This is a genomic window from Magnetospira sp. QH-2, from assembly GCF_000968135.1.
GTDB lineage: Bacteria > Pseudomonadota > Alphaproteobacteria > Rhodospirillales > Magnetospiraceae > Magnetospira.
This window is the reverse complement of the sequence record NZ_FO538765.1, coordinates 57,267-82,280: the sequence shown is the minus strand read 5'-3', so window position 1 is coordinate 82,280 and position 25,014 is coordinate 57,267. Positions and strand designations below refer to the sequence as shown.

Genomic DNA, 25,014 nt, shown 5'->3' with positions numbered 1-25,014 from the left:
CATGGACCTGACGCCCCGCAACCGTCCGGCCCCTCTCACAGGGTGACCCTTGCATGGCCGATATCAAGAACTACGCCGCCGTGACCGCCGCCTATTGGGCCTTTACGCTGACCGACGGCGCGTTGCGCATGTTGGTGTTGCTGCATTTCCATAAACTCGGCTACACGCCATTGGACCTGGCATTCTTGTTTTTGCTCTATGAAGCCATGGGCATTGTCACCAACTTCTTCGGCGGCTGGATCGGCGCCCGGTTTGGTCTGCGGGTCACCCTTTTCGCCGGACTGGCCATTCAAATCATTGCCCTGTTGCTGCTGTCTGCGGTCTCGCCGGATTGGGCCTTAGCCTTTTCGGTGGCCTGGGTGATGGGCGCCCAAGCGCTATCGGGCGTCGCCAAGGACCTGACCAAGATGAGCTCCAAGAGCGCGGTCAAACTGGTGGTCAAGGAACAGGAAAACACGCAAGGCCTGTTGTTCAAATGGGTGGCGCTGCTGACGGGATCAAAAAACGCCTTGAAGGGTCTGGGATTCCTGTTGGGCGGCGTGCTGCTGACTTGGCTTGGATTTCAATTATCGCTTTATGCCATGGCCGGGATGCTGGCGGTGGTGCTGTTGTTGGCTGTCACTTCCATCCGGGGGGCGTTGGGCAAGGCCAAACAGATTAAGAAAAAGGACCTTTTCTCCAAGACCCGGGAGATCAATTTTCTCTCCGCCGCGCGGATCTTTTTGTTTGCCTCGCGGGATGTATGGTTCGTGGTTGGGGTGCCGGTGTTCCTTACCAGTACCCTGGGCTGGTCCTTTGACCAGGTGGGCGGATTCATGGCCGCCTGGGTGATCGGTTATGGCATCGTTCAAGCCATGGTGCCGCGCCTCTTGAAGAACACCACCGGCGCGGAGGAAGGCGCGCGCGCGGCGAAGATCTGGGGCGGGCTGCTGGCGGTGCTGCCCGCGGTCATCGCCTTGGGCCTGAGCCCGGACCTGCTGGCCCGGGTGGGTGTGGTGATTCCCGACGCCTGGGGCGCCTATGTTCTGATCGGCGGGCTGCTGATCTTCGGATTGGTATTCGCGGTCAATTCAGCGGTCCATTCCTATCTGATCGTCGCCTATTCGGACCATGACAAGGTCGCACTCAATGTCGGCTTTTACTATATGGCCAACGCCGTGGGGCGGCTCGGCGGTACTTTGCTTTCGGGTTTGGTCTTCCAGTACTGGGGCCTGACCGCTTGCCTTTGGACCTCGGCTGGGCTGGTGGGGCTGGCGGTAGGGCTGACCCTCCCCTTGCGTCACCGGGCATAGAAAAAACGGCCGCCCCGAAGAACCGCCGTTTCTAAATCATGCGCGAGATCGTTTGTATTGATGTCAGGCAGCCTGCCGGGCGCGACGCCGCGCGACGCCAAGGCCGACCAGCCCGATACCCAAGAGAGCCAAGGAAGCCGGTTCGGGAACCGAAGCGCTGGTCTCGATTTCCTGGCGAATCACCACCTGATAGGTATGTCCGGTGACCAGTTCAGTGGTCGATGTGGCGGCAATTTCCGTCGTCGGCAGAACATAGAGGTCTTCCGGGTCGGAATCGTCGGCAAGCACGATCTCTTGATCTTCGACCGGAGTCGTATCCTCATCACCGCCCACATTCAACTCGTCGGGCGCCACGCTGAGAATGGTTTCGCCGGTGGTCGTATCGATCAGCGACATGGTGAATGCAGAGCGGGCCGAGGCTATTTCGCCGGACGCGCCCGAGGTACCCGCCGAAAGATTCATGGCCGCATTGAAGGCGAAGGTCACGGTGCCGGTTGATTCGGCGGTGAACAGGAAGTCGGAGATGGTTTCCAACCAAGCCACGGACGAGCCGGTATTGGGTTCATCGGAGCTCAATACGGTCTCGGCCACCAAATTGCTCGAGAATGTTTCGGAAGAACGGAAGAGCGGAACGATGGATCCGCTCGACCGGGTATCTGACCGGCTGTAGTTGGGCAGTTCGGCGGCCATGGAGAAATCGTCTTCGCCAAGCGTGGCGCATGTATCGAGAAAAACCGGAATGCCGGCGCAGCTGCGCGAACCATTGCTGGTTTCGTCCTGCTCCCCGGATACACGGCTCGAAGATTGCGACGAAGACCGCTCTTCTTGGCCTTCACCCGATATGGGTTCATCGCCGATCACGGTATTCAAAATCAGTCGGGCATCGGTGATCGCCATCGCGCCATAGGAAAGCGCATCAGCCTTGGCTTCGGACCAGCCACTGCTCAGCGCCAGGAAGCCCGTCATCGTTGCCGCGAATAGAGTATGGCTTAATCTCGTCATTTTTCTCGCCTCCGCATCTCGTCATTCCTCAGTTTGGTGGGAAGACAAGACATCAATTACTCAAATTTACACTTGCACAATTCGTGCCAAACTAATAGAAATCCTTTATATCAACAAGTTATCGGCATCTGCTTTGATATATTGTCTCATGACATTGAGATTCTGTAAAGTTTGGTGACTCCTACAGCCCCCGGAATCTAAGGATTCTTACACTCTCGTAATGGTTAACCTACCCCTCTGGACCCCGACGATGCTTTCTTGTATCACGGGGCCTCCAACAAAGAAGTGAGGGACATCACACCATGACCGCCAACAAAACCCTTCTATTCCTGCCCGGTGACGGCATCGGCCCCGAAGTGATGAACCAAGTGCGTCGGGTGATCGACTGGATGGACAAGCGCCGCAGTGTCACATTCAATGTGCGCGAGGGATTGGTCGGCGGCGCAGCCTATGATGCCCATGGGGTGGCGGTCTCCGATGAGGACATGCAACAGGCCATGGACGCCGATGCGGTGCTGCTGGGCGCCGTCGGCGGCCCCAAGTGGGACAACGTGGCACGTGAGCACCGCCCGGAAGCCGGACTGCTGCGGCTGCGCAAGGAGATGGACCTGTTCGCCAATCTCCGTCCGGCCATGGTCTTTCCGCCGCTGGTCGGCGCCTCGACCCTGAAGCCGGAGATCGTTTCCGGGCTGGATATCATGATCGTGCGCGAATTGACCGCCGGGGTCTATTTCGGCAAGCCGCGCGGTGAGGAAACCCTGCCCGACGGAACCCAACGGGGCTTCGACACCCAGGTCTATACCGACGGGGAAATCACCCGCGTCGCCGACGTGGCCTTCGACCTGGCGCGCAAGCGGAACAACAAGGTGCATTCGGTGGAAAAGGCCAATGTCATGGAGAGCGGCATTTTCTGGCGCCGTATCGTCACCGACCATGCCACCGCCCATTACAGCGATGTGGAACTGCATCATATGTATGCCGACAACTGCGCCATGCAGCTGGTGCGCTGGCCCAAGCAGTTTGACGTGATCCTGACCGACAACCTGTTCGGTGACCTGCTTTCCGACTGTGCCGCCATGCTGACCGGATCCCTGGGCATGCTGCCCTCGGCCAGTTTGGGCGCCGCCGACGAATCGGGCCGTCGCCGGGCCATGTACGAACCGGTGCATGGCTCCGCCCCGGACATCGCCGGTCAGGACCAGGCCAACCCATTGGCCACCATCCTCAGCTTTTCCATGATGCTGCGCTATTCCTTCGACATGGCCGAAGACGCCGACCTGATCGACCAGGCGGTCTCCAACGTGCTCGACAGCGGCATGCGCACCGCCGATATCATGCAAGATGGCATGGCCAAGGTCTCTTGCAGTGTCATGGGCGAGGCTTTGGTGCGGCAACTGGAAAAGTTGGCGGCTTAGTTCAAGGCGTCCATGCGGTGCCTGAGGGCTGGCACCACCTCTGCCTCGAACCAGGGGTTCTTCTTCATCCAGCCGGTGTTGCGCCAGCTCGGATGCGGCAAGGGCAGGAAGTCCGGAGCGTGGTCGCGCCATTGCCGCACCGTCTCAGTCATGGTCTTGCCGCGCCGGGGGCCCAGGTAATACTTCTGGGCATATTGGCCGATGAGCAGGGTCAGGGCGATATTGGGCAGCAACGCCATCACCGGTCCGTGCCACAAAGGCGCGCAGTCGGGCCGGGGCGGATTGTCGCCGCCTTTCGGGTTCACCCCCGGATAGCACAGCCCCATGGGCAGAATGGCAATCTGACGCTCGTCATAGAAGGTTTCCCGGTCCAGCCCCATCCAGTCCCGCAGCCGGTCCCCTGAGCGGTCGTTCCAGGGAATACCGGTCTCGTGCACCCGGGTGCCCGGCGCCTGACCGATGATCAAAAGCCGCGCCGTCGTCGCCGCCCGCAGCACCGGACGCGGGCCCAGGGGCAGGTCGGTGCAATGGGTGCAGGCGCGCGCCTGGGCGAGAACGGTATCGAGATCGGCCATCGGGGGTCCTTGAGTGTCCGAGTCAGGCTGCTATAAGGATACAGGAATTCGCTGGAGAAACATCCGTCATGACCAAGGTTCTGTTCGTCTGCCTGGGGAATATCTGCCGCTCACCCACCGCCGAGGGGGTGTTCCGCAAGATGGTGGCCGATGCCGGGCTCAGCCATGTGATTCAGACCGATTCGGCGGGCACCGGGTCGTGGCATGTGGGCAGCCCCCCCGACCGCCGAGCCGCCGCCGAGGCCAAGCGCCGCGGCATCGATATTTCCGATCTGCGCGGGCGACAGGCCCGCCGCGCCGACTTCGAACGCTTCGACTATATCCTGGCCATGGACCGTACCAATTACGAGGATCTGAGGGACATCTGCCCGCCTGGCAAGGAAGACCGCCTGCACATGTTCCTGGACTTTGCCCCCGGTCACAAAGAACGCGACGTGCCCGACCCTTACTATGGCGGCGGCGACGGCTTTCGGCGTGTCTACGATCTGGTGGAGGCGGCGGCGGCGGGCCTGTTGGCGGAAATTCGGCCCCGCGAGGTATGACCCCCATGGATCCGCGCATCACGGAAACCATCACCCGGGTCACCGGACGCAAACCCATCGAATTCCGCCCGTTGAGCGGCGGCTGTATCGGTGATGTCTATCGGGTCACCTTGGAAGGCTCGGGCTCATTGGTCGCCAAGGTGGGCGACGGGTCCAGCGGCCTGGATATCGAAGGATACATGCTGGAGATTCTCGGCCCCCATCTGCCGGTGCCAGACGTGCTGCATGCGGAACCGGGCCTGTTGCTGATGAGCTATCTGCTCAACGATGGGGGATTGACCGCCGATTCCCAGGCCCACGCGGCGGAACTGCTGGCAAGTTTGCATGACGTGCCCGGCAAGGCCTTCGGCCTGGACCAAGATACCCTGATCGGCGGACTGCATCAGCCCAATCCCTGGACCGAACGCTGGATCGATTTTTTCCGCGACCAGCGGCTTTTGTTCATGGCTCGCGACGCACAACAGGCCGGGCGATTGCCCGGGCGCCTCATGGACCGCATCGAGAAAATGGCGGCGCGACTGGACCGCTGGATCAGCGAGCCGACGCAATCCTCCTTGCTGCATGGGGACATGTGGACCGGCAACGTGCTCTGCCGAGGTCGCCGGATCGCCGGGTTCGTCGACCCGGCCTGCTATTACGGCGATCCGGAAATCGAACTGGCCTTCTCGACCCTGTTCGGCACCTTTGGCAAGGCGTTCTTCCAGCGCTATGAGAAGCTGCGGCCCATCGCCCCGGGTTTTTTCGAGGAACGCCGGGACCTGTACAATCTCTATCCGCTTTTGGTCCATGTGCGACTGTTCGGCGGGTCCTATGTGGGATCCGTCGACAGGACTCTCAGCCGGTTTGGATTTTGATGTGATCGATGCCCATAGGGTCGCGCGTGTCTAGCAGGCTGCAAAAAAATATTGTCCTACGGCCCGCCTCGCCCTTCGTCCCTCGACAAGCTCGGGATGAGGAAGCTCAGAGTGAGGCTAACACGTTGAAAGTTCAAAGGCCCTCATGCTGAGCTTGTCGAAGCATCTGTCGCCACAGGCTCGAAATCGGACTTTTTCAGCAGCCTGTTAATGGCTTATTCGGTCATCGGCTCCTCTTCCACCAACGTCAACAAATCGTCCACCACCCGACAGAGCCGGTCGATGTCTTGCGGTTCCGACATGCGGTGGTCACCATCCTTGACCAGCAGCACTTCCACGTCGGTGGTCTTGAGCCGTTCGGCGATGCGTAGCGACGTGGCCCAAGGCACATCCTCGTCCCGCTTGCCGTGAATCAGCCGCACCGGGCAATGCAGCTCGATATCGTCGCGCAATAACAGCATGTCGCGGCCGTCCTCCACCAGCTTGCGGGTGATGGGGGTTGGTTCCTCGTCATAGGGGCTGGGCAAATCCACCTGCCCGTCGCGCATCATCTTGGCCCATTGGTTATCGGACAGCTCGTCGGGTAACAGGTCCTCGGTGAAATCCGGGGCGGCGGCGATGCCCACCAGCCCCGCCACCCGATCCGGGCGCGCCAGGGCGGCAAGCAGCATGATCCAGCCGCCCATGCTGGAGCCGACCAGAATCTGCGGCCCCTCGGTCAGCGAATCGAGGGCCTCGACCGCGTCCCAGGCCCAATCGCCGATGCAGCCGTCGGTGAATTGGCCCGACGACTGTCCGTGTCCGGTATAATCGAAACGCAAAAAGGCCTGCTCCCGCTGCCGGCAAAAAGCCTCCAAAGCCAGAGCCTTGCTGCCTTCCATGTCGGATTTGAACCCGGTCATGAAAATCACGCCGGGGCCATTGCCCGGGGTGGCGTGGTAGGCGATGGACGATCCGTTGTCCCGTGGTAGTATCTGCGGCGCGTCCCCGGGCCCGGGGGTGTCGTCGTTCATGGTATTCCTCATATCCGGCCGAAGCATGTCTGAGCAGACCGACCATAGCATTCCCGATCACGAGGGGGAACCGGTGGACCTGTCCACCGCCCACGCCGGTCGTCGCGCCACAGTTTTGCAGGTGCTGCCGTCCATGGGATTGCAGGGCGGGGTGGAGCGCGGCACCGTCGATATGGCGGCGGCCATCGTTGCCGCCGGGGGGCGGGCCATCGTTGCCGCCGAGGAAGGATTGCTGGCGCCGGAACTGAAACGCCACGGCGCCGAATTCGTGCCGCTGCCCTTGGCCAGCAAGAATCCGCTGGTCATGCACAAAAACGTCAATCGGCTGGTGGAATTGATCGAAACAGAGCAGGTGGACCTGGTCCATGCCCGTTCCCGGGCTCCGGCCTGGAGCGCCTATCGGGCCTGCAAGCGCACCGGCACGCCCTTTGTCACCACCTTCCACGGCACCTATGGCCACGGTAACTTTTTCAAGCGCTGGTACAATTCGGTGATGACCCGGGGACAGCCGATCATCGCCATCTCAAAGTTCATAGCCGCCCATATGCATCGGATCTACGGCATTCCCATGCAGAAGGTGCGAATCATCCATCGCGGCATCGATACCAAGCACTTCGATCCCGACAATGTCAGTGCCGAGCGGGTCATCCAGTTGGCCAGCAAGTGGCGGATGACCGACGGCGCCCCGGTCATTGCCTTGCCCGGGCGGCTGACCCGTTGGAAGGGCCAGATGTTCCTGGTCGATGCCATCGCTGAACTGGGACGGACCGACATCTGTTGCCTGCTCATCGGGTCGGACCAGGGCCGCGCCGGGTATCGCGAAGAGCTGGAAGCCCATATCGTCAACCGTGGCGTTGCCAGTGTGGTACAGATCATCGACGATTGCCGCGACATGCCCGCTGCCTACAAGCTGTCCGACGTGGTGGTTTCGGCCTCCATCGAACCGGAAGCCTTTGGGCGTATCGCCGCCGAGGCCCAATCCATGGGCCGCCCGGTGGTTGCCACCAACCATGGCGGCGCCCGGGAGACCGTTGTCGAGGGGGTCACCGGCTGGCTGGCCCCGCCCGACGATGCGGCGGCTCTGGCTCGTTGCCTGGAGCGGGCCCTGGCCTTGACACCCGAAGACCGGCAGACGATGGCCAAGCGGGCCCGGGCCCATGTGATCCAGCATTTTTCCAAGGAATCCATGACCAGCGCCACTTTGGAAGTTTATGACGAAGTGCTGCATCCGGAGCGGCATCCGACGTCATGAAGGATATCGAGCGGATTCTTGTTATCAAGCTCGGTGCCTTGGGAGACTTCGTCCAGGCCCTTGGTCCCATGAAAGCCATCCGGGATCATCACCCCGATGCCTGTATCACTTTGCTGACCACAAAGCCTTACGCGGATCTCGGCGTGGCGTCCGGCCTGGTCGATCGGGTCTGGATCGACAGCAAGCCGAAGATCTCGCAGCCGTCCAAGATCTTTGACCTGTGGCGCACCCTGCACGGGGGCCGCTTCGATCAGGTTTACGATCTTCAGACCTCCGACCGCAGCAGCTTCTATTTTCGGCTCATGGGCCGACGTGCGGCCTGGTCGGGAATCGCCACGGGCTGTTCCCAGCCCCATGACAATCCCCGCCGCAATGACATGCATACCATTGAGCGGCAGGCCGAACAGCTGCACAAAGCGGGGATCGAAAACGTGCCCTTCCCCGACCTATCCTGGGCCGCCACCGACCTGGACCCGACGGCATTCGGCCTGAAAGGCGACTATGCCCTGTTGGTGCCCGGTGGCGCCGCCCATCGTCCGGCCAAGCGCTGGTCGATCAAGAACTATGGCATTCTGGCCCGCGCCCTGGCCGAACGGGGCCTGACCCCGGCCATCCTGGGTACTGAAATAGAGCGGGAAACCGCCTGGAAGATTACCGGCGCCTGTCCGCAGGCGGTCTCGCTCATCGGCAAGACCGATTTTCTCCAGATCGCCGGACTGGCCCGCCGGGCCAAGCTGGCGGTGGGCAACGACTCCGGCCCCATGCATCTGATCACCATTGCCGGAACACCCTCGCTGGTGCTCTATTCCCATGCATCGGACCCCGCTCTTTGTGCCCAGCGTGGCCCGAAGGTGGAGATTCTGCGCCGCCCATCGCTCGCCGATTTGACATTGGAAGAGGTATTGGAAGCCCTGCCATGACCTGCGAAATCTATATCTGCAAGCCCGGCCAGCCGCTCAAGGAAGGCCGCATGGAGATGAACCACGACGTGACCTGTAAGGAAGAGGCCATCTCCGATGCCGAACGGCGGATCAAGATGAGCCCCAGCATCGGCAAGATCGCCTATTACCTGTTGTCGGACTCCGGCTCCTTTCGCTGCATCTATACCCATAACAACGAGGCCGCCGCCAAGGCAGCGCCGCCCAAACGGCGCAGCGGCGGCGGCCCCAGCGGCCCGGTGAGAGTGAAGAAAAAGAAGAAAAAGCCCAAAGGGCTGCTCGCCAAGTTGAAGGCTTGGGCGGGGGAGTAACCGGGGAACCCCAGACTCCTTGACAGCCAAGGGATTCGTCGTAGAGTGCCGCCCCTTACATTCGTGCACGCAAGGACCTTGAAAAATGGTGGCCATCAGCCTGCCCGACGGCAGCGTCCGTTCCTTCGATCATCCCGTGTCCGGCGCCGACATCGCCGCCGACATCGGCCCCGGCCTGGCCAAGGCGGCCCTGGCCATGACCGTCGATGGCGAGATCAAGGACCTGACCACCCCCATCGAGGCCGATGCCAAGGTCTCTTTGATCACCGGACGGGATGAAGCGGCGCTTGACCTGCTGCGCCATGACGCCGCCCATGTCATGGCCCAGGCGGTGCAGGAACTGTGGCCCGGTACCCAGGTGACCATCGGCCCGGCCATCGAGAACGGCTTCTATTACGATTTCGCCAAGGCCGAGCCCTTCGTGCCCGAGGATCTGCCCAAGATCGAGCAGCGCATGAAGGAGATCGTCAAGCGCGACCTGCCCATCGTCCGCGAGGTCTGGGACCGGGACCAGGCCATGAAGACCTTCGACGGCATCGGCGAAAAGTACAAAGTCGAGATCATCCGCGACATCATCCCCGAGGGCGAGGAAATCAGCATCTATCGGCAGGGCGACTGGTTCGACGTCTGTCGCGGACCGCACCTGCCATCGACCGGAAAACTGGGCAAGCATTTCAAGCTGATGAAGATCGCCGGGGCCTATTGGCGGGGCGATTCCAATAACGAAATGCTGCAACGGATCTATGGCACCGCCTGGGCCACCAAGGAACAGCTCCGGGACTACCTCCACATGCTGGAGGAAGCCGAGAAGCGCGACCATCGCCGCCTGGGCCGCGAGATGGACCTGTTCCATTTCCAGGAAGAAGCCCCCGGCGCCGTGTTCTGGCACCCCAAGGGTTGGACCCTGTTCCGCGCGCTCATTGATTACATGCGCGCGCGCCAGGAACGGGCTGACTATGTGGAGATCAGCACGCCGTCTGTCATGGAGCGGACCCTGTGGGAGAAATCCGGCCACTGGGAGAAATTCGGCGAGAACATGTTCCTCACCAAGACCGAGGACGACCGCCTGTTCGCGCTCAAGCCCATGAACTGCCCCGGTGGCATTCAGGTCTACAAGCAGGGCATCACCAGCTATCGCGATCTGCCCCGACGCATCGCCGAGTTCGGCAAGGTCAACCGCTACGAACCCTCCGGCGCCCTGCACGGGCTGATGCGGGTACGCGAGTTCACCCAGGACGACGCGCATATCTTCTGTACGCCCGAACAGATGGAGGAAGAGTGCAAGATCGTCGTGCGACTGATCATGGAGATCTATGCCGACTTCGGATTCGAAAACGTGCGGATCAAATTCTCCGACCGCCCCGAGAAGCGTATCGGCAGCGACGAGACCTGGGACTTCCTCGAAGCCTCGCTGAAAAATGCCTTGGAGCACATGGGCTATGACGACTACAGCCATAACCCCGGCGAGGGCGCCTTTTACGGCCCGAAGCTGGAGTTCGTGCTGCGCGACGCCATCGGCCGCGACTGGCAGTGCGGCACCTTGCAGGTGGACATGACCCTGCCCGAACGGCTCGACGTGCATTACATCGACGAGGCGGGTGAGAAACAACGCCCGGTGATGCTGCATCGGGCGTTGTTTGGCTCCCTCGAACGCTTTGCGGGTATCCTGATCGAGAATTATGCCGGCAACCTGCCCTTGTGGCTGGCGCCGACGCAGGTGGTGGTGGCGCCGATCACCAATGAGCTGGACGGCTATACCAAGGAAGTCGCCGCGGTGATGCGAGCCGCTGGTCTGCGGGTCGAGACCGATCTGCGCAACGAGAAGATCAATTACAAGATCCGCGAACATAGCCATGCCAAGGTCCCGGTGATCGCCGTGGTCGGCGGTCGTGAGGCCGAGAACCGGCAGGTGGCCCTGCGCCGTCTTGGCGGTGCCGAGCAAGAAGTACTTGCGTTGGAGGAGGCAGTCGCTAGACTTAAGGATGAGGCTGCCAGCCCGCTGAAGGATTAGACGCGGCGGCGGTCGCTTTATATGAATAGGAACGCGAGGGACGGGACGGCGCCACGGGGGGTGGTCCGGAGACCTTTCCTTCCATAAACGATGGAGACTGTTACATAGCCAGGATGCCCAACCAGACGCCGCCGTCCAAGGACGGTCCGCGCACCAACGAAGACATCACCGTTCCCTCCGTCCGGCTGGTAGGCGCCGACGGCGAAATGCTGGGGGTGGTGTCCGTCCGGGAGGCCCTGGAAGTGGCCGCCGATTCCGGCCTCGACCTGGTCGAGGTCTCGCCCAATGCCGACCCGCCGGTCTGCAAGATCCTCGACTATGGCAAGTTCAAGTACGAGGCGCAGAAGAAAAAGGCCGAGGCACGCAAGAAGCAAAAGGTGATCGAAGTCAAAGAGATCAAGATGCGTCCCGGCATCGATCAGCATGACTACGACGTCAAAATGAAAAAAGTCCGCCAGTTTCTCGACAATGGCGACAAGGTCAAGATGACCATGCGCTTCAGAGGCCGCGAAATGGCCCACCAGGAACTGGGCATGAACGTGCTCCGCAAGGCCCGCCAGGAAGTGGACGAGCAGGCCAAGGTGGAACTGGAGCCGCGCATGGAAGGCCGCCAGATGACCATGGTTCTGGCGCCCCGGTAAGGCTGACGTCTTTGCCGGACGCTTGGTGACAACCTCGCTTGGAGCTTGTCGAAGGAGGTGACTCCGCGAAGACCGATGTTTTCAGCGGCCCGCCGATTTCTGTTTCAAGAACAGATGAACCCGCCTCTCAAGCGATTGGGGAGCGGGTTTATTGATTCTCTTCCCCGTCGTTCGCGTCGTGGTCGCTCCTGGCGCCCCGGGCCTCCAACCCTTTCAAGGCAAACCAGGCGAGCACCGAGACCACGCCGCTGATGGCGACCGCTTCCAGGTAGCGGCCCTGAACAATGGGGTAGGCGATCAGTCCCAGCGATAGAATCGCACCGACCATCACGACGGTCTTTTTCATCGGTTCCTCGATCTCGAAATTTCGGGGCGCTGCTGGGATTGGGCATAGGCCGATGTCAAGGATCGGTCAAGCTGGCCTTGATGTCCGCCGATTGCGGCCCATCCTGCTGGAACCCATGGCGCCGGTTGGCGCAGTTGGCCCATGGACGATCTATTGCGGCGGGCCGACCAGGCGCTCTATGACGCCAAGAAGGGCGGCCGCAATCGGGTCATCCGGGCGGCCTGATCACCCCTGCATGGCGCTCTTTGCGGTAATCCCTTATAATGTATAGGGATACTCACCCGCCTTCTACAATCGATGGATCCTCCCCCCATGGCCAAGCAAGCAATCAAAAAGAAACCTTGGAGCGTCATCCTCAACGAACAGAAAAGCCGCAAGTACGAATCCGAGCGCGAAGTGGTGTCACAGCTCGTCGATGCTTTGCGAATACGGGTGGAGGAACTGGATCGCGATTGCAACGATTTGCGCGCCAAGGGCGCCGACGTGTTCTTTGCCAACTTCCTCGAATTCCAGAATCATGCCTCCGAAAGCCTGACCTTCCTGATCATCATCGAGCGTAAGCTCAAGTCCCTGATCCGACAGGACAGAGAAGAACTCAAACGGAGCTTCGATGACCTTTCCTTCGCCGTCTGGTCCATCGTGCTCAAGGGCTCGCTGTTCTATATCGGCACCATCGCCGAGGAGGTATCCCTGCCCGTGGGCTCGCGGGAGATCTTTATCCGCGAGCTTCGCACCTTGCACGAGGCGCACCAGCAGATGTCCCGCAAGCGGTACCGGGAACGCAACACGGAGCAGACCAAGACCGAAATCAAGAAGGCCGAGAAAATCCTCGAAGTGATCATCGAGAAGGCGCCCAGCCTGCTGGCTTTTTAGAGGCGGCGGGCGAAATCCGCCCCCTCGCCCCTGAAAGAGTCATAGGTCACGGCGCCGCTTCCCCTGGAAGCCTGCGGACCCGGAATTCCCGCAGGTCGACCAGGTAGCGGTCCCACCGGCCCCAGAACAGGCAGTCGCCGCAGAACTCGGCGGTCAGTTCGTCGCCATTCAGCGCTAGGTAGTCGGCATAGAACAGGAAATGCTTCGAACAGCCCGGCGGCAGCCGGTAGAAGGCAAACCAGCGATCCGATTTCTTGTCTAGCAGCAGGTCGATGCCCCGGCTTTCGCAATGGTGCAGAGCCTCCAGCCGATGGATGGCATAGCGCTCTGTTTCCAGCACCAGGGACAACTTGCTGCCAGCCTTGACGCACTCGGTCAGAAAATCGTCTTCGGTGACCCCGGCGCAGGCGGGGGGATAATAGAAGCCCCGGAATGTTTCGAAATGACGCGCGATGGCCGGTCGCGGATCGCCCGCGAGAGCATGAACGGGCAGGTGACCATCCTCGGTCAGGGATTCGATATCCATGTTTTCCCGTTGCGGAAACAACCCCTCGAACAGGGCCTCTTCCGCCGTCAGGGCCTGTTGGGCCAGGCCCCGGGCCGCCCGGGCCTCGTCCAAGCAACCATCGCCGGTCCAATATCGACGGCTGACCGTATCCCGTCCCGGGTCACCGGTGGCTTCGTCCACATAAAGGAAGATGATATCCGGCGGGCGTGCCGCGTTGGCGGTGCCCGCCAAGTTGCCGGCGAACATCAAGGCCAAGCGACCGTCGGTGCGCCGGGTACAAAAGCCATGAAACGCCATGTAGTCATAGGTCATGGTGTCGTGCAGCCACGCCCTGGGATCCCCGTCCTCAGGGATCTCGGCGGGATGGGCGAAGACGACCCGGTCCCGCCACCGGACCTCGAACCAGTCCAGGAATAGGGTTTCCCAGTCCCCGGGATCCAGGCGGCGCGGTTCGTCCAGGTCGAGGCTGGCGGCATGGATGACCCAGCGGTCTCCCTGGGCGCCCTCGACGACCAGATTGCCATCCGCGACCGTGACCGAGACGGCCTCCGCCGCCGCTCCGGCGGCAGCGGGAAGACTCCCGGCCACCAGGGCCAGACCGATCAGGAAAAGCAACGTGGCATGAAAACGGCCCATAATTCTTCTCCTACCTTGGAACCCTGCACCTCCATGGGCAGGCCAGCTTCCGCGCTGCGATCACAAGGACTTCGCGGCATCCCTGATGCTCACGACCCTGGTCCGCTTTTGGCCGGGCGCAACACATGGTGATGGTCGGCGGCATAGAGGCGGCTGTCCTCGAAGGCCCGGGGATCCAGCACCGGGCCGACCAGGATCAGCGCCGTGCGGGTGATGCCTGCCGCCTTGACCTTGTCGCGCAGGGTCGACAGGGTGGCCTCGATGACCAATTCGTCGGGCCAGGAAGCGCGATAGATCATCGCCGCCGGACAGTCCGGGCCGTAGTGGGGTTCCAGGTCCCGGACCACATGGGCCAGATTGGTCACCGACAGGTGAATGGCCAGCGTCGCCCCGCTTTTTCCCAGATCGGCCAGTTCCTCCCCCTCGGGCATGGCCGAGGAGCGGGTGGCGGTGCGGGTGAGAATCAGGGTCTGACCGATCCCCGGCAGGGTCAGTTCCTTTTTCAGGGTCGCCGCCGCCGCCGCATAGGCCGGAACGCCGGGACAGATTTCATAGGGAATGCCCAGGCTATCCAACCGCCGCATCTGTTCGGCAATGGCGCCATAGAGCGATGGGTCGCCGGAATGCACCCGCGCCACGTCCTGGCCCGCTTGGTGCGCCGTTTCCATCTCGGTGATGATCTCATCCAGATGCATCGAAGCCGTATCGATGACCCGCGCGCCCTTGGGCGTTGCCGCCACAACGTCTTCGGGCACCAGCGATCCGGCATAGAGGCAGACCGGGCAGGCCTCGATCAGCCGCAGGCCTCGAACAGTGATCAGGTCCGGGGCACCGGGCCCGGCGCCGATGAAGTAAACGGTCATGGGCTCCCTTTTCCCTTGGTCACCACGTCATAGAGCACGTCGAGCACCGTACCCGTGGCTTTTTCGATCAGCACCACGTCATTGTCCACCACCTGGCGCTCGGTGCCCACCGGCGGCGGCGGCAATTGGTCGCTCAGATCGTTCGGCAGGTCGCTTTTGGACAGGCCCGGGGGCAACTTGCCATGCTTCTCCACATGTTTGGCCAGACCGGGTGGCAGGCTGTCGCGCTTGGCCAGCCCAGGCGGCAGTCCCTTGCCTTTACCCTTGCCATGCCCTTTGTTTTTCTTGGCCTTGTTTTTTTTGCTTTTGTTTTTTCCCTTGCCTTTGCCCTCATCCTCGTCGTCGTCGTCCGGCGCCTCCATGGCCTCCCGGTCGCTCTCGGCGGTCGGGGCCGGAACCCCGGCGGCGGCCTTGGCGGCCTCGATGGCCTGCTTGGCGGTCTTGGCCTTGGCACCGAAGAAATGCTCGATGGCGCGACGCTCGGCTTCTTGGAACAGCAGGTCCTGGGTTATCGCTTGGGCTTGGGCCTGATCCTGGGCGACCGACGTCCCCAGCAGCAGGGCAATCACGGCAATGAATAACGGCATGTCAGTTTCTCCCTGTTTCTTGCATAGGGTCCATCTTGCGGGCATAGCCGCGCGGTGTATAGACCCGACCGTTCCAATGTCGGCTGTTGGAGGATCCCACTAGCACCATGGTCAGCATGTCGGCATGATCCGGGGTCAGCTCGCCCAGGGGTATGACCCGCACCTCTTCGCCCGCGCGGCCCAGGTTGCGGGCCAGGACCACCGGGGTCTCGGCGGGGCGTCCGGTGAGCAGGATCTCCCGTGCCGCGGCCAGTTGGGTGCGGCGGCGCTTGGACACTGGGTTATAGAAGGCCACCACGAAATCCCCCTCGGCGGCGGCTTTCAGGCGCCGTTCGATATCTTCCCAGGGGGTCAGCAGGTCGGACAGGGAAATGGTGCAGAAATCGTGATTGATCGGCGCGCCGATGCGGGCGGCGGCGGCCTGTAGAGCCGAAATCCCCGGTTCCACGGCCAGGTCGAGCCGATTCCAGTCGTCCCGGTCCTCGCGCTCCATGAGTTCATGCACCAACGTGGCCAGGGCATAGATCCCCGCATCGCCGGAACAGATCAGCGCCACCGATTTGCCTTCGGCGGCCAGGTCCAGGGAAAGGCGCGCCCGTTGTTCCTCGGTGGTCAGGGGAGATTCATGGCGGCTCTTACCGCTCATCAGGTCCCCCAGCAGGTCCAGATAGAGCCCGTAACCCACCACGTCCGTCGCCTCGGCCACGGCGCGGGTGGCCGCCGGGGTGCGCCAGGCCGCCGCCCCGGGCCCGATCCCGACAATGCGCAGCCGTCCCCGGGCCCGACCCACGGCCCGGGCATCGATACCCGTTCCCAGGCGGGCGATGGCGCAGGTGGCATTGGCGGTCTTGGTTTTTTCAACAACCAATGTGCCCTGTTCACCCACCGTCGCCAGGGCCGCGCCTTCGGACACGCCGTGGCAGCCCACCTCCTTGAATACCACCTCGGAGGGGGTGGCCAATCGCGGGGTCTGTTCTTCGAGCGCCGCGCCGGTGAAGAAACGCGCCGGGACATCCAGGCGGTCCGCCAAGGCCAGCACCGCCGGTTCGTCCATTTTCAGGTCCAGCGAGGCAACCAGGGCGATGGATTTTTCCGACAGGCCGTTGCGGGCCAGGGTCTCGGAGACCAGCTCGGCCAGTTCCTCGGGCGGGCAATCCCGCGCGCAGCCGACCCCCAGCGCCAAGGTCGGGGGATGCAGGACCAGATCGGTCAATGTGCCCGCCGCCGCCCGGTCGGTGGATAGAACCATATGTGTTCCGGTCTCGGCAAAGGGGGCTTCCGATAGCCAAGAGCATTCACCGGCTTCTTGTAACAGACCCACCGGCTGGCCGGCCAGAAGCGCCGCCATCACCGGCTTGGCGGCCTCCGGATTACCCACTTTCCAGCCCTGAGGGGGCTCGTCCAGGGAGATGCCATAGGCCGCGTCCCCGGCCGTGGTCAGCGCCGCATGGCCATCCAGGACAGCCGCCACCTGGCGCGCCAGGACATTGGCCCCATGATGACCGCCCAGCAAGGGCACCACCGATTGCCCATCCCGCGATACGGCCAGCACCGGCGGCTCGGCGCGCTTGTCGCCCAGGACCGGTGCCAGGGACCGGATGACGATGCCCGCGGCGCAAAAGGCGATGATGACGGTATCCTCGCGAAACAGGCCGCGCAGATGGTCGGCGGTTTGGCTGAAGGGCACGTCGGCCTGGGCCACCCGGCCCGCCAGTCCATGCAGGACCGCTCCGGGTAATGCCGCGCGCAGCTTTTGCGCCGATGGGAACGCCCCTGGATCGAGAACAATGATGGCGGTGGGGGTCATCGGCCTGCGCCTCCCTTGCGATGAATGAGAACCATGGAAAAGTACGGCGCTTCCGGCGTGTCTAGATCGGCCAGAGGGCAGATCCGTTGATCGGCCATGCCCGCCCGCTCCACATAGACTGCCTGGGCCGTCAGACCCAGTCGATCGAGCACCCGGCGCAGCTTGTCCAAATGGCGCCCCACCTTCATCACCGCCGCCGCATCACAGACCGCCAGTCGATCCGCCAGGGTCTCTTCATCGAGGGTTGCCGGAACAACGGTGAGGGTTTCGTCGTAGGAGGTCAGGGGCAATCGAGCGGCAGCAGCACAGGCCGAGACCGAGGTCACGCCGGGCACCGCCTCAATGGGGTACCTCCCAGCAAGACGTTGATAAACATAAAGGAATGACCCATAGAACAACGGATCGCCAACGCAGAGCAGGGCCACATCCCGACCGGCGCTCAGATGGTCGGCGAGGGTCTCGGCATGGCGATCATAGTGGGGTGCCGCGTCGGCATCGGGGCGCAGAGGCAGGCGTAAGGGGAGCTCCTTGCTCCCGGCTGGAAAATGCCTCGCCGCAATGGACCGGGCCAGACTGTCACCCTCTTCGGGCGCCGGATAGGCGATCACCGGCACCCGCTGGAGGATCGTCAGAGCCTTCAGGGTAATGAGATCCGGGTCCCCCGGTCCGATGCCCAGGCCGTACAGGATGCCCCTCATGCCTTGATCGCCCGCAATTGGATCACCGGCGCCTTGGATTCCCAGATCATCTGCGCGCCCACGGCCTTGGGATGGCTGATCTCCAATCGGACCAAATCGCCGCCGTGGCATGCCTGGAAATCCAGCAATCGGCGCTCGGCCTCCAAGGTGACACCGTTGGCCACCATGCGCCCACCGCTGGCCAACTGAGCCCAAGCTTGTTGCAACAACCTTTCGCGCCCTACGCCGCCGCCGACGAAAATAACATCCGGGCGCTGTTCGATGCGGCCCAGGATATCGGGCACCTCGCCATGCATGATCTGAAGTTCCGGCACACCCAGGGCCAAAGCATTGCGTGCCATGCGCGCCGCCCGCTCGGCGCTGCGTTCCACCGCCACGGCCCTCAGGGCCGGTTGCGCCCGCAGGCATTCAATAGCCACCGACCCGGACCCGGCGCCCAGATCCCATAGACAGTCACCCGGTTGAGGCGCCAAAGCGGAAACGGTGACCGCGCGCACCTCGCGCTTGGTCAATTGACCGTCATGTTCGAAGCAGTCATCGGGCAGACCGGGGGTGAGAGGCAGGGGCCGGGCGGTGGGGCCGGGTCGGCAGGTTACGGCGATGACATTGAGATCGGCACAGACAGACTCGCTCCATTGTTCCGCCTTGGCCTCGACGATCCGCTCCGCCGCGCCAACCAGATGCTCCAAAACCGTCATGTCACTGGGACCCCAGCCATCGCCGGTGAGCAAGGTCGCCAGGGCCGCCGGGCTCGCGCCATCCTGGCTGAGGATCAATAGCCGCGCGCCGGGGGCCAGATGCCGCCGGATGGCCTCGATGGGCCGCCCGTGGATGGTTGTGGTCACAACATCGGCCAAAGGCCAGCAAAGCCGCGCGGCGGCCAGGCTGAACGCCCCGGGCACCGGCAGCACCCTCATTTCCTCGGCCGGAACATGGCGGGCCAGGGTGGCGCCGACGCCGTACCATTGCGGATCGCCGCTGGCCAGCACCACCACGCACCGGCCCCGAGCCGTCAGGACTCTGTCCAGGGTCTCCTGGAACCCGTCGGCCCAGCTAAGGGTTTCCTTGCCCGCCCTCTCGATCATGGCCAGATGGCGCGCGCCGCCGACCAGCAGATCCGCGCCCTCGATCAAGGACCGGGCGGCGGGGGACAGGGAGTCCGGCCCATCGTCCCCCAGGCCGAGGACATGCAACCAACATGTTGAAATATTACTCATATTTCCATATTTAAAACAAAGTTACTCAACATTTCCTGGCCTTCCTTCATTAATGTATATACAATAAATGATCGAGTTTGATCCGGCCAAGAGGCTTTGGACCCTGGAAAACCGGGGATTGGATTTTGCCAGGGTGGACCAATTGTTTGCCGGACGGCATCTCACCCGTCTTGATGACCGGGGGGACTATGGTGAAGAGCGGTTCATCAATGCTGGGTATATGGATGGACGGTTGGTTCTGGTGGCCTGGACCTCGAGAGGTGCCAATCGACGCATTATTTCCATGAAGAAAGCCAATGACAGAGAGAAAAATGCCTTTGCCAATCACTGCCGGTAAGCCTCTCCCTTCCCACAATTCCGGGGCTGGAGCAGAGTCCGACCCGGACGAGATTCCCGAACTGACCGAGGACTGGTTTGCCGAAGCACACGTGATGGAGGGCAAAAAGCGGATTCGTCGCGGGCGCCCGCCTGCCGAACGAACCAAACAGGCCATCAGCATCCGTGTATCCCCGGAAGTCCTCGATTTTTTCAAAACCGAGGGCCCCGGATGGCAAACCCGCATTGATGACGTTCTGCGCGCATACGTGAAATCGCACTGAACCCTCACTGCCCCACCCCCCCGGCCAACGCATTGACCGCCGCCGCCGCCAGGGCGGACCCCCCGGCGCGGCCCTTCAGGGTGACAAAGGGAATGTCGCCCGCATGATCGATCAAGGCCTGCTTGGATTCGGCGGCCCCGACAAAGCCCACCGGGAAGCCCAGGATCACCGCCGGAAGGGGTGCCCCCTGATTGAGTTGCTCCAACAACCGGAACAGGGCCGTGGGCGCATTGCCGATGGCCACCACGGCGCCCGCCAGATCCTCGCCCCATAGATCCAGGGCCGCCGCCGAGCGGGTGGTGCCCCGTTGTTTCGCCAACGCCGGGACTTGCGGATCATTGAGGCGGCAGAGGACGTTGTTGTCCCGGGGCAGCCGGGTGCGGGTGATCCCGTGGGCCACCATTTCCACATCCACCAGGATCGGCGCGCCTGCTTCCAAGGCCCGGTGCCCGGCTCCCGCGGGATCGCCGCCCCAGGCCAGATCGGCGATCAACTCCGGTCGCCCACAGGCATGCACCAGCCGCAAGGCCAGGGCATGCAAGCTTTGTGGCAGCGCGCTTAGATCACACTCGGCCCGCGCCGTCTCGAAGGATTGGGCGTAGATGGCCGCCGGATCGCGCAGATAGTCGAACTTAGTGCTCATGATCATGATGATGGTGATGCCCGTGATCGTGCCCATGATCGTGATCATCGGTACCGATGCCACGCACATGATGATGGTGCCCGGCCTGCGGCTTGCCCACCTCGGCTTCGCGCCCGATGATCTGTTCACGGTACTTGCACAGCTGGCAGTTCATCTCGTTGCCGCCCTCTTCCATCTCCGTCAACCGCGAGACGAAGGTATCGATGACCTTGTCATGGTCGTTGAGATAGGGCGCCTTGACGAATTCGATAGAGGGATTCGCAGCGGCGGCCTCGTCCACCCAGGCATGGATGCGTTTGACCAGCCGACCGGTGAACAGAAAATAGGGAAACACCACGATGCGTCGATAGCCGAGCTTGATCGCCCGAGCCAGGCCCGCATCGACCAAGGGAAAGGCAACCCCGGAATAGGAGACCTCGCACCAGCCGAAACCCATGCCCTCCCAGAGCATGCGGGCGACCTTGCAGACATTGGAATTGGCGTCGGGATCATTGGTGCCGCGCCCGACCACCATCAACAGGGTTTCCGCGCGCGGGATCCGCTCGTCACAGGCCGAGGCGATGCGCTCGGCGGCGGCATCAAGCATGCGGGAATCGATGGCCAAGTCGCGCCCGAACCGCACGTCCAGATCCGGATACATCGCGGCGAATTCATTGACTTCGCTGGGCAGGTCATTCTTCACATGACCGGCAGCGAACAACATGCCGGGTAGGCAGAAGATCTTTTTGGCCCCCCGTTCACGCAGTTTTTCCAGCCCCTCGCGGATTACCGGTTGGGCGAACTCAAGAAAGCCGCTTTCAATATCAACATTCGGCAGCCGTTGGCGCAGATGCACCGCCAGGCTCTCGAACTCGCTGATCGCCTCGGTGTCGCGGCTGCCATGGCCACAGATCATCACGGCGGTATCGGGGGGGAAGTTGGTCATGCCTGGTCCTTGCCTCCGGGCTGGATGATTTTTTGTCCGGCTGGTCTTGGGGGATCCGCCTCGCCAGGAAGATGCCCTCTGCCTCCGACCGGGAACGGGCGCGCACTATAGAACCTGTTGGCGGCCTTGTCAGCAGGATCCGCACGCGCAATAACCGCTCGACAAATGGGGTTAATCCTATACAATAGTAGAGTTCATTAGGGTGGGCTAATTTATGCAAATGGACTCACACAAACGCTATAAAGAGACCGCCGACAATATTTTGGCTGCGGTGAGATCCTACTGCCTTCGTTGCCCAAAACGTCCGACCGACTCCCCTCAACCGAACGATCTTCCCAGTTGCGCCCCGCAATGCGGCGAGGTCTCCAACCTGGTGACCTGCGCCCACGATATCCGGGCCGATCTTCGCATCGGTTGACGCCTCGGGTCCCCCCGGTCATCTTGGCCCCATGAGCGTGCCCGATCCCCTCTTTCTGTTGCTTTGCGCCATCGCCGTGGATGCCTATGTGGGCGGCATGGATTTCCTGTTCCGCCGTATTTCCCATCCGGTGGTGATCATCGGGCGAGCCATCGATTGGATGGACGACAAGCTTAACCGGCCCCATCGGGGCGTCAACGACCGGCGCCTGCGCGGCCTGCTCACGGTGATGGTGCTATGCGGCGGGGCCTGGGCGGTGGGTTGGGGCATATCCTGGCTATCGACGCATTACCCCCATGGCTGGATTGTCGAGTTGTTGTTGTTGATCGTGCTGCTGGCGCAACGGGAACTGTTTGACCGGGTCCGGGCCGTCGGTGTTGCGCTGAAGACCGAAAGCCTGGAGGCCGGGCGGCGGGAAGTGGCTCATATCGTCGGTCGCGACCCGTCGCTGCTGGATGGTCACGGCGTATCGCGGGCGGCCATCGAATCCTGTGCCGAGAATTTTTCAGACGGGGTGGTGGCGCCGGTGTTTTGGTACCTGATCTTCGGCTTTCCGGGACTGCTGGTCTACAAGACCGCCAATACCATGGACAGCATGATCGGCCACCGCACGCCGCGTCACGAGGCCTTTGGCATGGCCGCCGCCCGCCTGGACGATTTGCTCAATGTCCCACCCGCCCGGTTGGCCGGGCTGCTGATCACCATCGCCGCCTTGTTCACGCCCAAGGCCCGCCCCTGGGCGGCATTCAAGACCATGCTGCGCGATGCGGGAAAGCATCGGTCGATCAACGCCGGCTGGCCGGAAGCGGCCATGGCTGGAGCCCTGAACCTGGCCCTGGCGGGACCACGCCGCTATCGCGAGATGACGGTGGAGGATCCCTGGATCAATGAGGCCGGCACCGCCAAGGCAACGCCGGAGCATGTGGGCCAGGCGGTTTATCTCTATGCGGTGGCCTGCCTGCTGAACGCGCTCATTGTGTTGGCGGCATTGTTGTTTATTTGGGCATGAGGGCGGGAAGCTGGCTCATATGGTCGAAGACCCGCTGCGCCCCGGTATTGCGCAACTTCCGTCCATAGTCGGCATCGCAATGGCCGCCTCCACAGAATCCAAAGACCCGCATACCCGCCGCCCTTCCGGCGCGAATGCCCGACAGACTATCTTCGATGACCAGGCAGCGCGTCGGATCCACGTTCATCCGCCGGGCTGCGTACAGAAACAAATCCGGTGCCGGCTTGCCGTTTTCCACCATGGCCGCCGAATAGAGATAGGGCGTGAATAAGTCGGTCAATCCGGTGAGAGACAAGGACCGTGCAATCTTTTCCGGAGACCCCGACGAGGCCACCCCATGGCGCAGCGGCAAGGCCGCCACGGTCTCGGCCACACCTTCGATCGCCTTCAGTTCATGGCGGAAGACCTGGTCGTCGCGGGCGCGGATCCGGGCCTCGAAATCCTCGGGCAGGATGATCCCGCAGTCGGCGTTGACCTTTGCCATCACCGAAGTCATGGAGATGCCGGTATAGCGGGCATAGCAGTCTTCGGGAGTATGGGGCGCGCCTCGTTCGGTGAGCATCTCCGCCAGTACCCTCGCGGCCAGAGGTTCGGAATCCACCAATACTCCGTCGCAGTCCCAGAGAATCACCTCGATGGGTTCAGCCATGGTCTTTCTCCGTCTCATGGATGGCCTGCAAGCCTTGCTCATAGGTGGGATAGGCCAGGGTCACCCCCAGCTCTTCATGCAGCCGGGCATTGGATATAAGGCGATCATCCCGCCAGAAGGTCCGCTGCATGGGGCTCATGGTCTGAAAGGCCTGGTCGAACGGCACCAGCGGCGGCGGCGCCACCCCCAACAGGGCGCAGGCCCGCTCGGTCACCCGGCGCGGTTCCACCGGCAGATTGTCGCTGACATTGTAGACCCGCCCCGGATTCGGTCGCGCCATGGAGGCTTCCAGCACCGTCGCGATGTCCTCTGCGTGGATGCGTCCGAACCGGCGCCCGGGCAGATCGATGCGCTTGGCCCGTCCGGCCCGCACCCGGTCCAGTTCGCTCCGCCCGGGGCCATAGATTCCGGCCAGCCGGAAGATCTGCAACGGCAAATCATGGGCTCGGGCCAGCTCCAGCCAAGCCTGTTCCGCCGCTACCCGGTAGCGGGATCGCTCGGTGGTGGGAGCCAGCGGCGCCTGTTCATCCACCCATGCCCCGCCTGTATCGCCATAGACCCCGGTGGTCGACAGGTATCCGATCCAGCGCAAACGCGCGCAGGCGGCGATGACCGCGCCGTGCAGATCCCGCACCGGATCGCCCGCGCCATCGGGCGGCACCGACAGCAAAAGGTGATCGGCCTCTTTCAACGCCGCCAAGGCGGCCTCATCTAGGGGATGATCGCGGTCGAACCGCAGCCCCTCGCCATCGCCCCGATGGGTCCCGGTCACCTGCCAACCTTGCCCGCCCAGGCGCTCGGCCAGGACCCCCGCACTATAGCCGAGGCCAAATACAAACAGCTTGGACAAGCACGAACTCCCTTAAAAGGGTTGATATTCCGACCCGAAGACCCGACTTTTAGCGCAACAAGCATCAAGGGGAAACAAATGATGAGCACCGCACCGATACAACGCCGCGCCGCCGAGGTGACTCCCGGGACTTTGGTTCAACGGGAAGCCGACGGCCCGATCTTTATGAAAGCCGAGCGCATCGGCACCGATTATATCCATCATTATCTGGTGCAGCTCCATCCGCGCCCCGCCGCCGAGGCCGACCGGCGAATTCACTACCTGGACCCCGACGACCTGCTGCTGGATCTGGACCAAAAACCGGTGCTGGATCCCGGCCCCGAGGGTGCCGAGAAGACCGTGCAATGCGGCGACCTGTTCACCACCGCCAAGGGCACCTTCTTCAAGCTCATCGAAGACCCCAAATCACAAAAGATGTTCGCCTACGTGGAAGCCGCCAGCGGTGGTTTCGCCCGCCGACAGGAGCGCGACGTGCAGGCCGTGCATGCGGACTGGGCGTTGGATTTGGGATAGGACGACTCTCATTCCAGCGTCAATCCG

Annotated in this window: 28 protein-coding genes; 14 read left to right on the top strand and 14 right to left on the bottom strand. The window is 62.5% G+C overall.

The features are described from left to right. The first annotated feature begins 53 nt into the window (after positions 1–53). Entirely contained in the window at positions 54–1,292 is a 1,239-nt protein-coding gene (gene arsJ / locus MGMAQ_RS00450; protein ID WP_046019973.1) for an organoarsenical effux MFS transporter ArsJ, read from the top strand. A gap of 63 nt (positions 1,293–1,355) precedes the next feature. Here the strand turns inward: arsJ and MGMAQ_RS21250 are convergent, their stop codons facing one another. Continuing rightward, positions 1,356–2,294, bottom strand: a complete 939-nt coding sequence (locus tag MGMAQ_RS21250) for an EDSAP-1 family PEP-CTERM protein (protein WP_082085185.1) — start codon at positions 2,292–2,294, stop codon at positions 1,356–1,358. Positions 2,295–2,596: 302 nt separating this feature from the next. On the opposite strand from MGMAQ_RS21250, the gene leuB reads away from it, so the two are divergent. Further along, complete coding sequence (gene leuB / locus MGMAQ_RS00440; protein WP_046019971.1) at positions 2,597–3,709, top strand: 3-isopropylmalate dehydrogenase; 1,113 nt, start codon at positions 2,597–2,599, stop codon at positions 3,707–3,709. Here leuB and MGMAQ_RS00435 read toward each other — a convergent pair. Then, a complete protein-coding gene (locus MGMAQ_RS00435; RefSeq protein ID WP_046019970.1) occupies positions 3,706–4,284 on the bottom strand; it encodes a uracil-DNA glycosylase family protein in 579 nt (192 codons plus the stop codon). The two genes, leuB and MGMAQ_RS00435, sit on opposite strands and share 4 nt — an antisense overlap. Before the next feature lie 68 nt (positions 4,285–4,352). Here MGMAQ_RS00435 and MGMAQ_RS00430 point away from each other — a divergent pair, with 68 nt between their 5' ends. Beyond that, positions 4,353–4,826: a low molecular weight protein-tyrosine-phosphatase gene (locus MGMAQ_RS00430; protein WP_046019969.1), complete on the top strand. Its 474-nt coding sequence runs from the start codon at positions 4,353–4,355 to the stop codon at positions 4,824–4,826. Positions 4,827–4,831: 5 nt separating this feature from the next. After that, on the top strand, positions 4,832–5,680 hold the full coding sequence (locus tag MGMAQ_RS00425; RefSeq protein WP_046022798.1) for a fructosamine kinase family protein: 849 nt from the start codon (positions 4,832–4,834) through the stop codon (positions 5,678–5,680). Between the two features lie 215 nt (positions 5,681–5,895). On the opposite strand, the gene MGMAQ_RS00420 is transcribed toward MGMAQ_RS00425, so the two are convergent. Next, positions 5,896–6,693 carry a carboxylesterase gene (locus MGMAQ_RS00420; protein WP_046019968.1) on the bottom strand — a complete coding sequence of 266 codons (798 nt, stop codon included), beginning with the start codon at positions 6,691–6,693 and terminating at the stop codon, positions 5,896–5,898. A 25-nt stretch (positions 6,694–6,718) separates the two neighbouring features. Between MGMAQ_RS00420 and MGMAQ_RS00415 the strand changes: the two genes are divergently transcribed. From MGMAQ_RS00415 to infC, 5 genes are all read left to right on the top strand, one after another. Then, positions 6,719–7,945, top strand: a complete 1,227-nt coding sequence (locus tag MGMAQ_RS00415; protein WP_046022797.1) for a glycosyltransferase family 4 protein — start codon at positions 6,719–6,721, stop codon at positions 7,943–7,945. Further along, positions 7,942–8,865: a glycosyltransferase family 9 protein gene (locus MGMAQ_RS00410; protein WP_046019967.1), complete on the top strand. Its 924-nt coding sequence runs from the start codon at positions 7,942–7,944 to the stop codon at positions 8,863–8,865. Before MGMAQ_RS00415 ends, MGMAQ_RS00410 begins: the two co-directional genes overlap by 4 nt. After that, positions 8,862–9,194 (top strand): hypothetical protein, encoded by a 333-nt coding sequence (locus tag MGMAQ_RS00405; protein WP_046019966.1) that lies wholly within the window; start codon positions 8,862–8,864, stop codon positions 9,192–9,194. Before MGMAQ_RS00410 ends, MGMAQ_RS00405 begins: the two co-directional genes overlap by 4 nt. Positions 9,195–9,279: 85 nt before the next feature. Further along, positions 9,280–11,205, top strand: coding sequence for a threonine--tRNA ligase (gene thrS, locus MGMAQ_RS00400; protein WP_046019965.1), 1,926 nt, complete (start codon positions 9,280–9,282; stop codon positions 11,203–11,205). A gap of 113 nt (positions 11,206–11,318) precedes the next feature. After that, positions 11,319–11,846, top strand: a complete 528-nt coding sequence (gene infC / locus MGMAQ_RS00395; protein ID WP_046019964.1) for a translation initiation factor IF-3 — start codon at positions 11,319–11,321, stop codon at positions 11,844–11,846. 148 nt (positions 11,847–11,994) lie between these two features. On the opposite strand, the gene MGMAQ_RS00390 is transcribed toward infC, so the two are convergent. Continuing rightward, the gene (locus tag MGMAQ_RS00390; protein WP_046019963.1) at positions 11,995–12,192 is read right to left on the bottom strand and encodes a hypothetical protein; all 198 of its coding nucleotides are present in this window, start codon (positions 12,190–12,192) and stop codon (positions 11,995–11,997) included. Positions 12,193–12,504: 312 nt separating this feature from the next. On the opposite strand from MGMAQ_RS00390, the gene MGMAQ_RS00385 reads away from it, so the two are divergent. Beyond that, on the top strand, positions 12,505–13,065 hold the full coding sequence (locus MGMAQ_RS00385; protein WP_148560768.1) for a hypothetical protein: 561 nt from the start codon (positions 12,505–12,507) through the stop codon (positions 13,063–13,065). Positions 13,066–13,111: 46 nt separating this feature from the next. Here the strand turns inward: MGMAQ_RS00385 and MGMAQ_RS00380 are convergent, their stop codons facing one another. From MGMAQ_RS00380 to cbiE, 6 genes are all read right to left on the bottom strand, one after another. Continuing rightward, complete coding sequence (locus tag MGMAQ_RS00380) at positions 13,112–14,209, bottom strand: hypothetical protein (protein ID WP_046019962.1); 1,098 nt, start codon at positions 14,207–14,209, stop codon at positions 13,112–13,114. Between the two features lie 89 nt (positions 14,210–14,298). Beyond that, positions 14,299–15,072 (bottom strand): precorrin-4 C(11)-methyltransferase, encoded by a 774-nt coding sequence (gene cobM, locus MGMAQ_RS00375; protein WP_046019961.1) that lies wholly within the window; start codon positions 15,070–15,072, stop codon positions 14,299–14,301. Then, positions 15,069–15,659, bottom strand: a complete 591-nt coding sequence (locus tag MGMAQ_RS19100; RefSeq protein WP_052716004.1) for a hypothetical protein — start codon at positions 15,657–15,659, stop codon at positions 15,069–15,071. Before MGMAQ_RS19100 ends, cobM begins: the two co-directional genes overlap by 4 nt. Position 15,660: 1 nt before the next feature. Next, the gene (gene cobJ / locus MGMAQ_RS00365; protein ID WP_046019960.1) at positions 15,661–17,466 is read right to left on the bottom strand and encodes a precorrin-3B C(17)-methyltransferase; all 1,806 of its coding nucleotides are present in this window, start codon (positions 17,464–17,466) and stop codon (positions 15,661–15,663) included. Beyond that, the gene (cobI, locus tag MGMAQ_RS00360) at positions 17,463–18,164 is read right to left on the bottom strand and encodes a precorrin-2 C(20)-methyltransferase (RefSeq protein ID WP_046019959.1); all 702 of its coding nucleotides are present in this window, start codon (positions 18,162–18,164) and stop codon (positions 17,463–17,465) included. Before cobI ends, cobJ begins: the two co-directional genes overlap by 4 nt. Next, complete coding sequence (cbiE, locus tag MGMAQ_RS00355; protein ID WP_252508662.1) at positions 18,161–19,357, bottom strand: precorrin-6y C5,15-methyltransferase (decarboxylating) subunit CbiE; 1,197 nt, start codon at positions 19,355–19,357, stop codon at positions 18,161–18,163. The genes cobI and cbiE overlap by 4 nt, the downstream gene beginning before the upstream one ends. Before the next feature lie 91 nt (positions 19,358–19,448). Here cbiE and MGMAQ_RS00350 point away from each other — a divergent pair, with 91 nt between their 5' ends. Then, entirely contained in the window at positions 19,449–19,718 is a 270-nt protein-coding gene (locus MGMAQ_RS00350) for a BrnT family toxin (protein WP_046019957.1), read from the top strand. Continuing rightward, the gene (locus MGMAQ_RS00345; protein WP_082085184.1) at positions 19,693–19,980 is read left to right on the top strand and encodes a BrnA antitoxin family protein; all 288 of its coding nucleotides are present in this window, start codon (positions 19,693–19,695) and stop codon (positions 19,978–19,980) included. Before MGMAQ_RS00350 ends, MGMAQ_RS00345 begins: the two co-directional genes overlap by 26 nt. A 4-nt stretch (positions 19,981–19,984) precedes the next feature. Here the strand turns inward: MGMAQ_RS00345 and MGMAQ_RS00340 are convergent, their stop codons facing one another. Together MGMAQ_RS00340 and MGMAQ_RS00335 are read right to left on the bottom strand one after the other, a co-directional pair. Next, positions 19,985–20,659 (bottom strand): precorrin-8X methylmutase, encoded by a 675-nt coding sequence (locus tag MGMAQ_RS00340; RefSeq protein ID WP_371258374.1) that lies wholly within the window; start codon positions 20,657–20,659, stop codon positions 19,985–19,987. Further along, the gene (locus MGMAQ_RS00335) at positions 20,613–21,548 is read right to left on the bottom strand and encodes a sirohydrochlorin chelatase (protein WP_046019956.1); all 936 of its coding nucleotides are present in this window, start codon (positions 21,546–21,548) and stop codon (positions 20,613–20,615) included. Before MGMAQ_RS00335 ends, MGMAQ_RS00340 begins: the two co-directional genes overlap by 47 nt. A gap of 449 nt (positions 21,549–21,997) precedes the next feature. Between MGMAQ_RS00335 and cbiB the strand changes: the two genes are divergently transcribed. Then, a complete protein-coding gene (gene cbiB, locus MGMAQ_RS00325; protein WP_046019954.1) occupies positions 21,998–22,975 on the top strand; it encodes an adenosylcobinamide-phosphate synthase CbiB in 978 nt (325 codons plus the stop codon). Here the strand turns inward: cbiB and MGMAQ_RS00320 are convergent. Beyond that, a complete protein-coding gene (locus MGMAQ_RS00320; protein ID WP_046019953.1) occupies positions 22,962–23,624 on the bottom strand; it encodes an HAD family phosphatase in 663 nt (220 codons plus the stop codon). The genes cbiB and MGMAQ_RS00320 overlap by 14 nt on opposite strands. After that, positions 23,617–24,474, bottom strand: coding sequence for an SDR family oxidoreductase (locus MGMAQ_RS00315; RefSeq protein WP_046019952.1), 858 nt, complete (start codon positions 24,472–24,474; stop codon positions 23,617–23,619). The genes MGMAQ_RS00320 and MGMAQ_RS00315 overlap by 8 nt, the downstream gene beginning before the upstream one ends. 78 nt (positions 24,475–24,552) lie before the next feature. Between MGMAQ_RS00315 and MGMAQ_RS00310 the strand changes: the two genes are divergently transcribed. After that, entirely contained in the window at positions 24,553–24,987 is a 435-nt protein-coding gene (locus tag MGMAQ_RS00310; RefSeq protein WP_046019951.1) for a hypothetical protein, read from the top strand. Positions 24,988–25,014 lie beyond the last annotated feature (27 nt).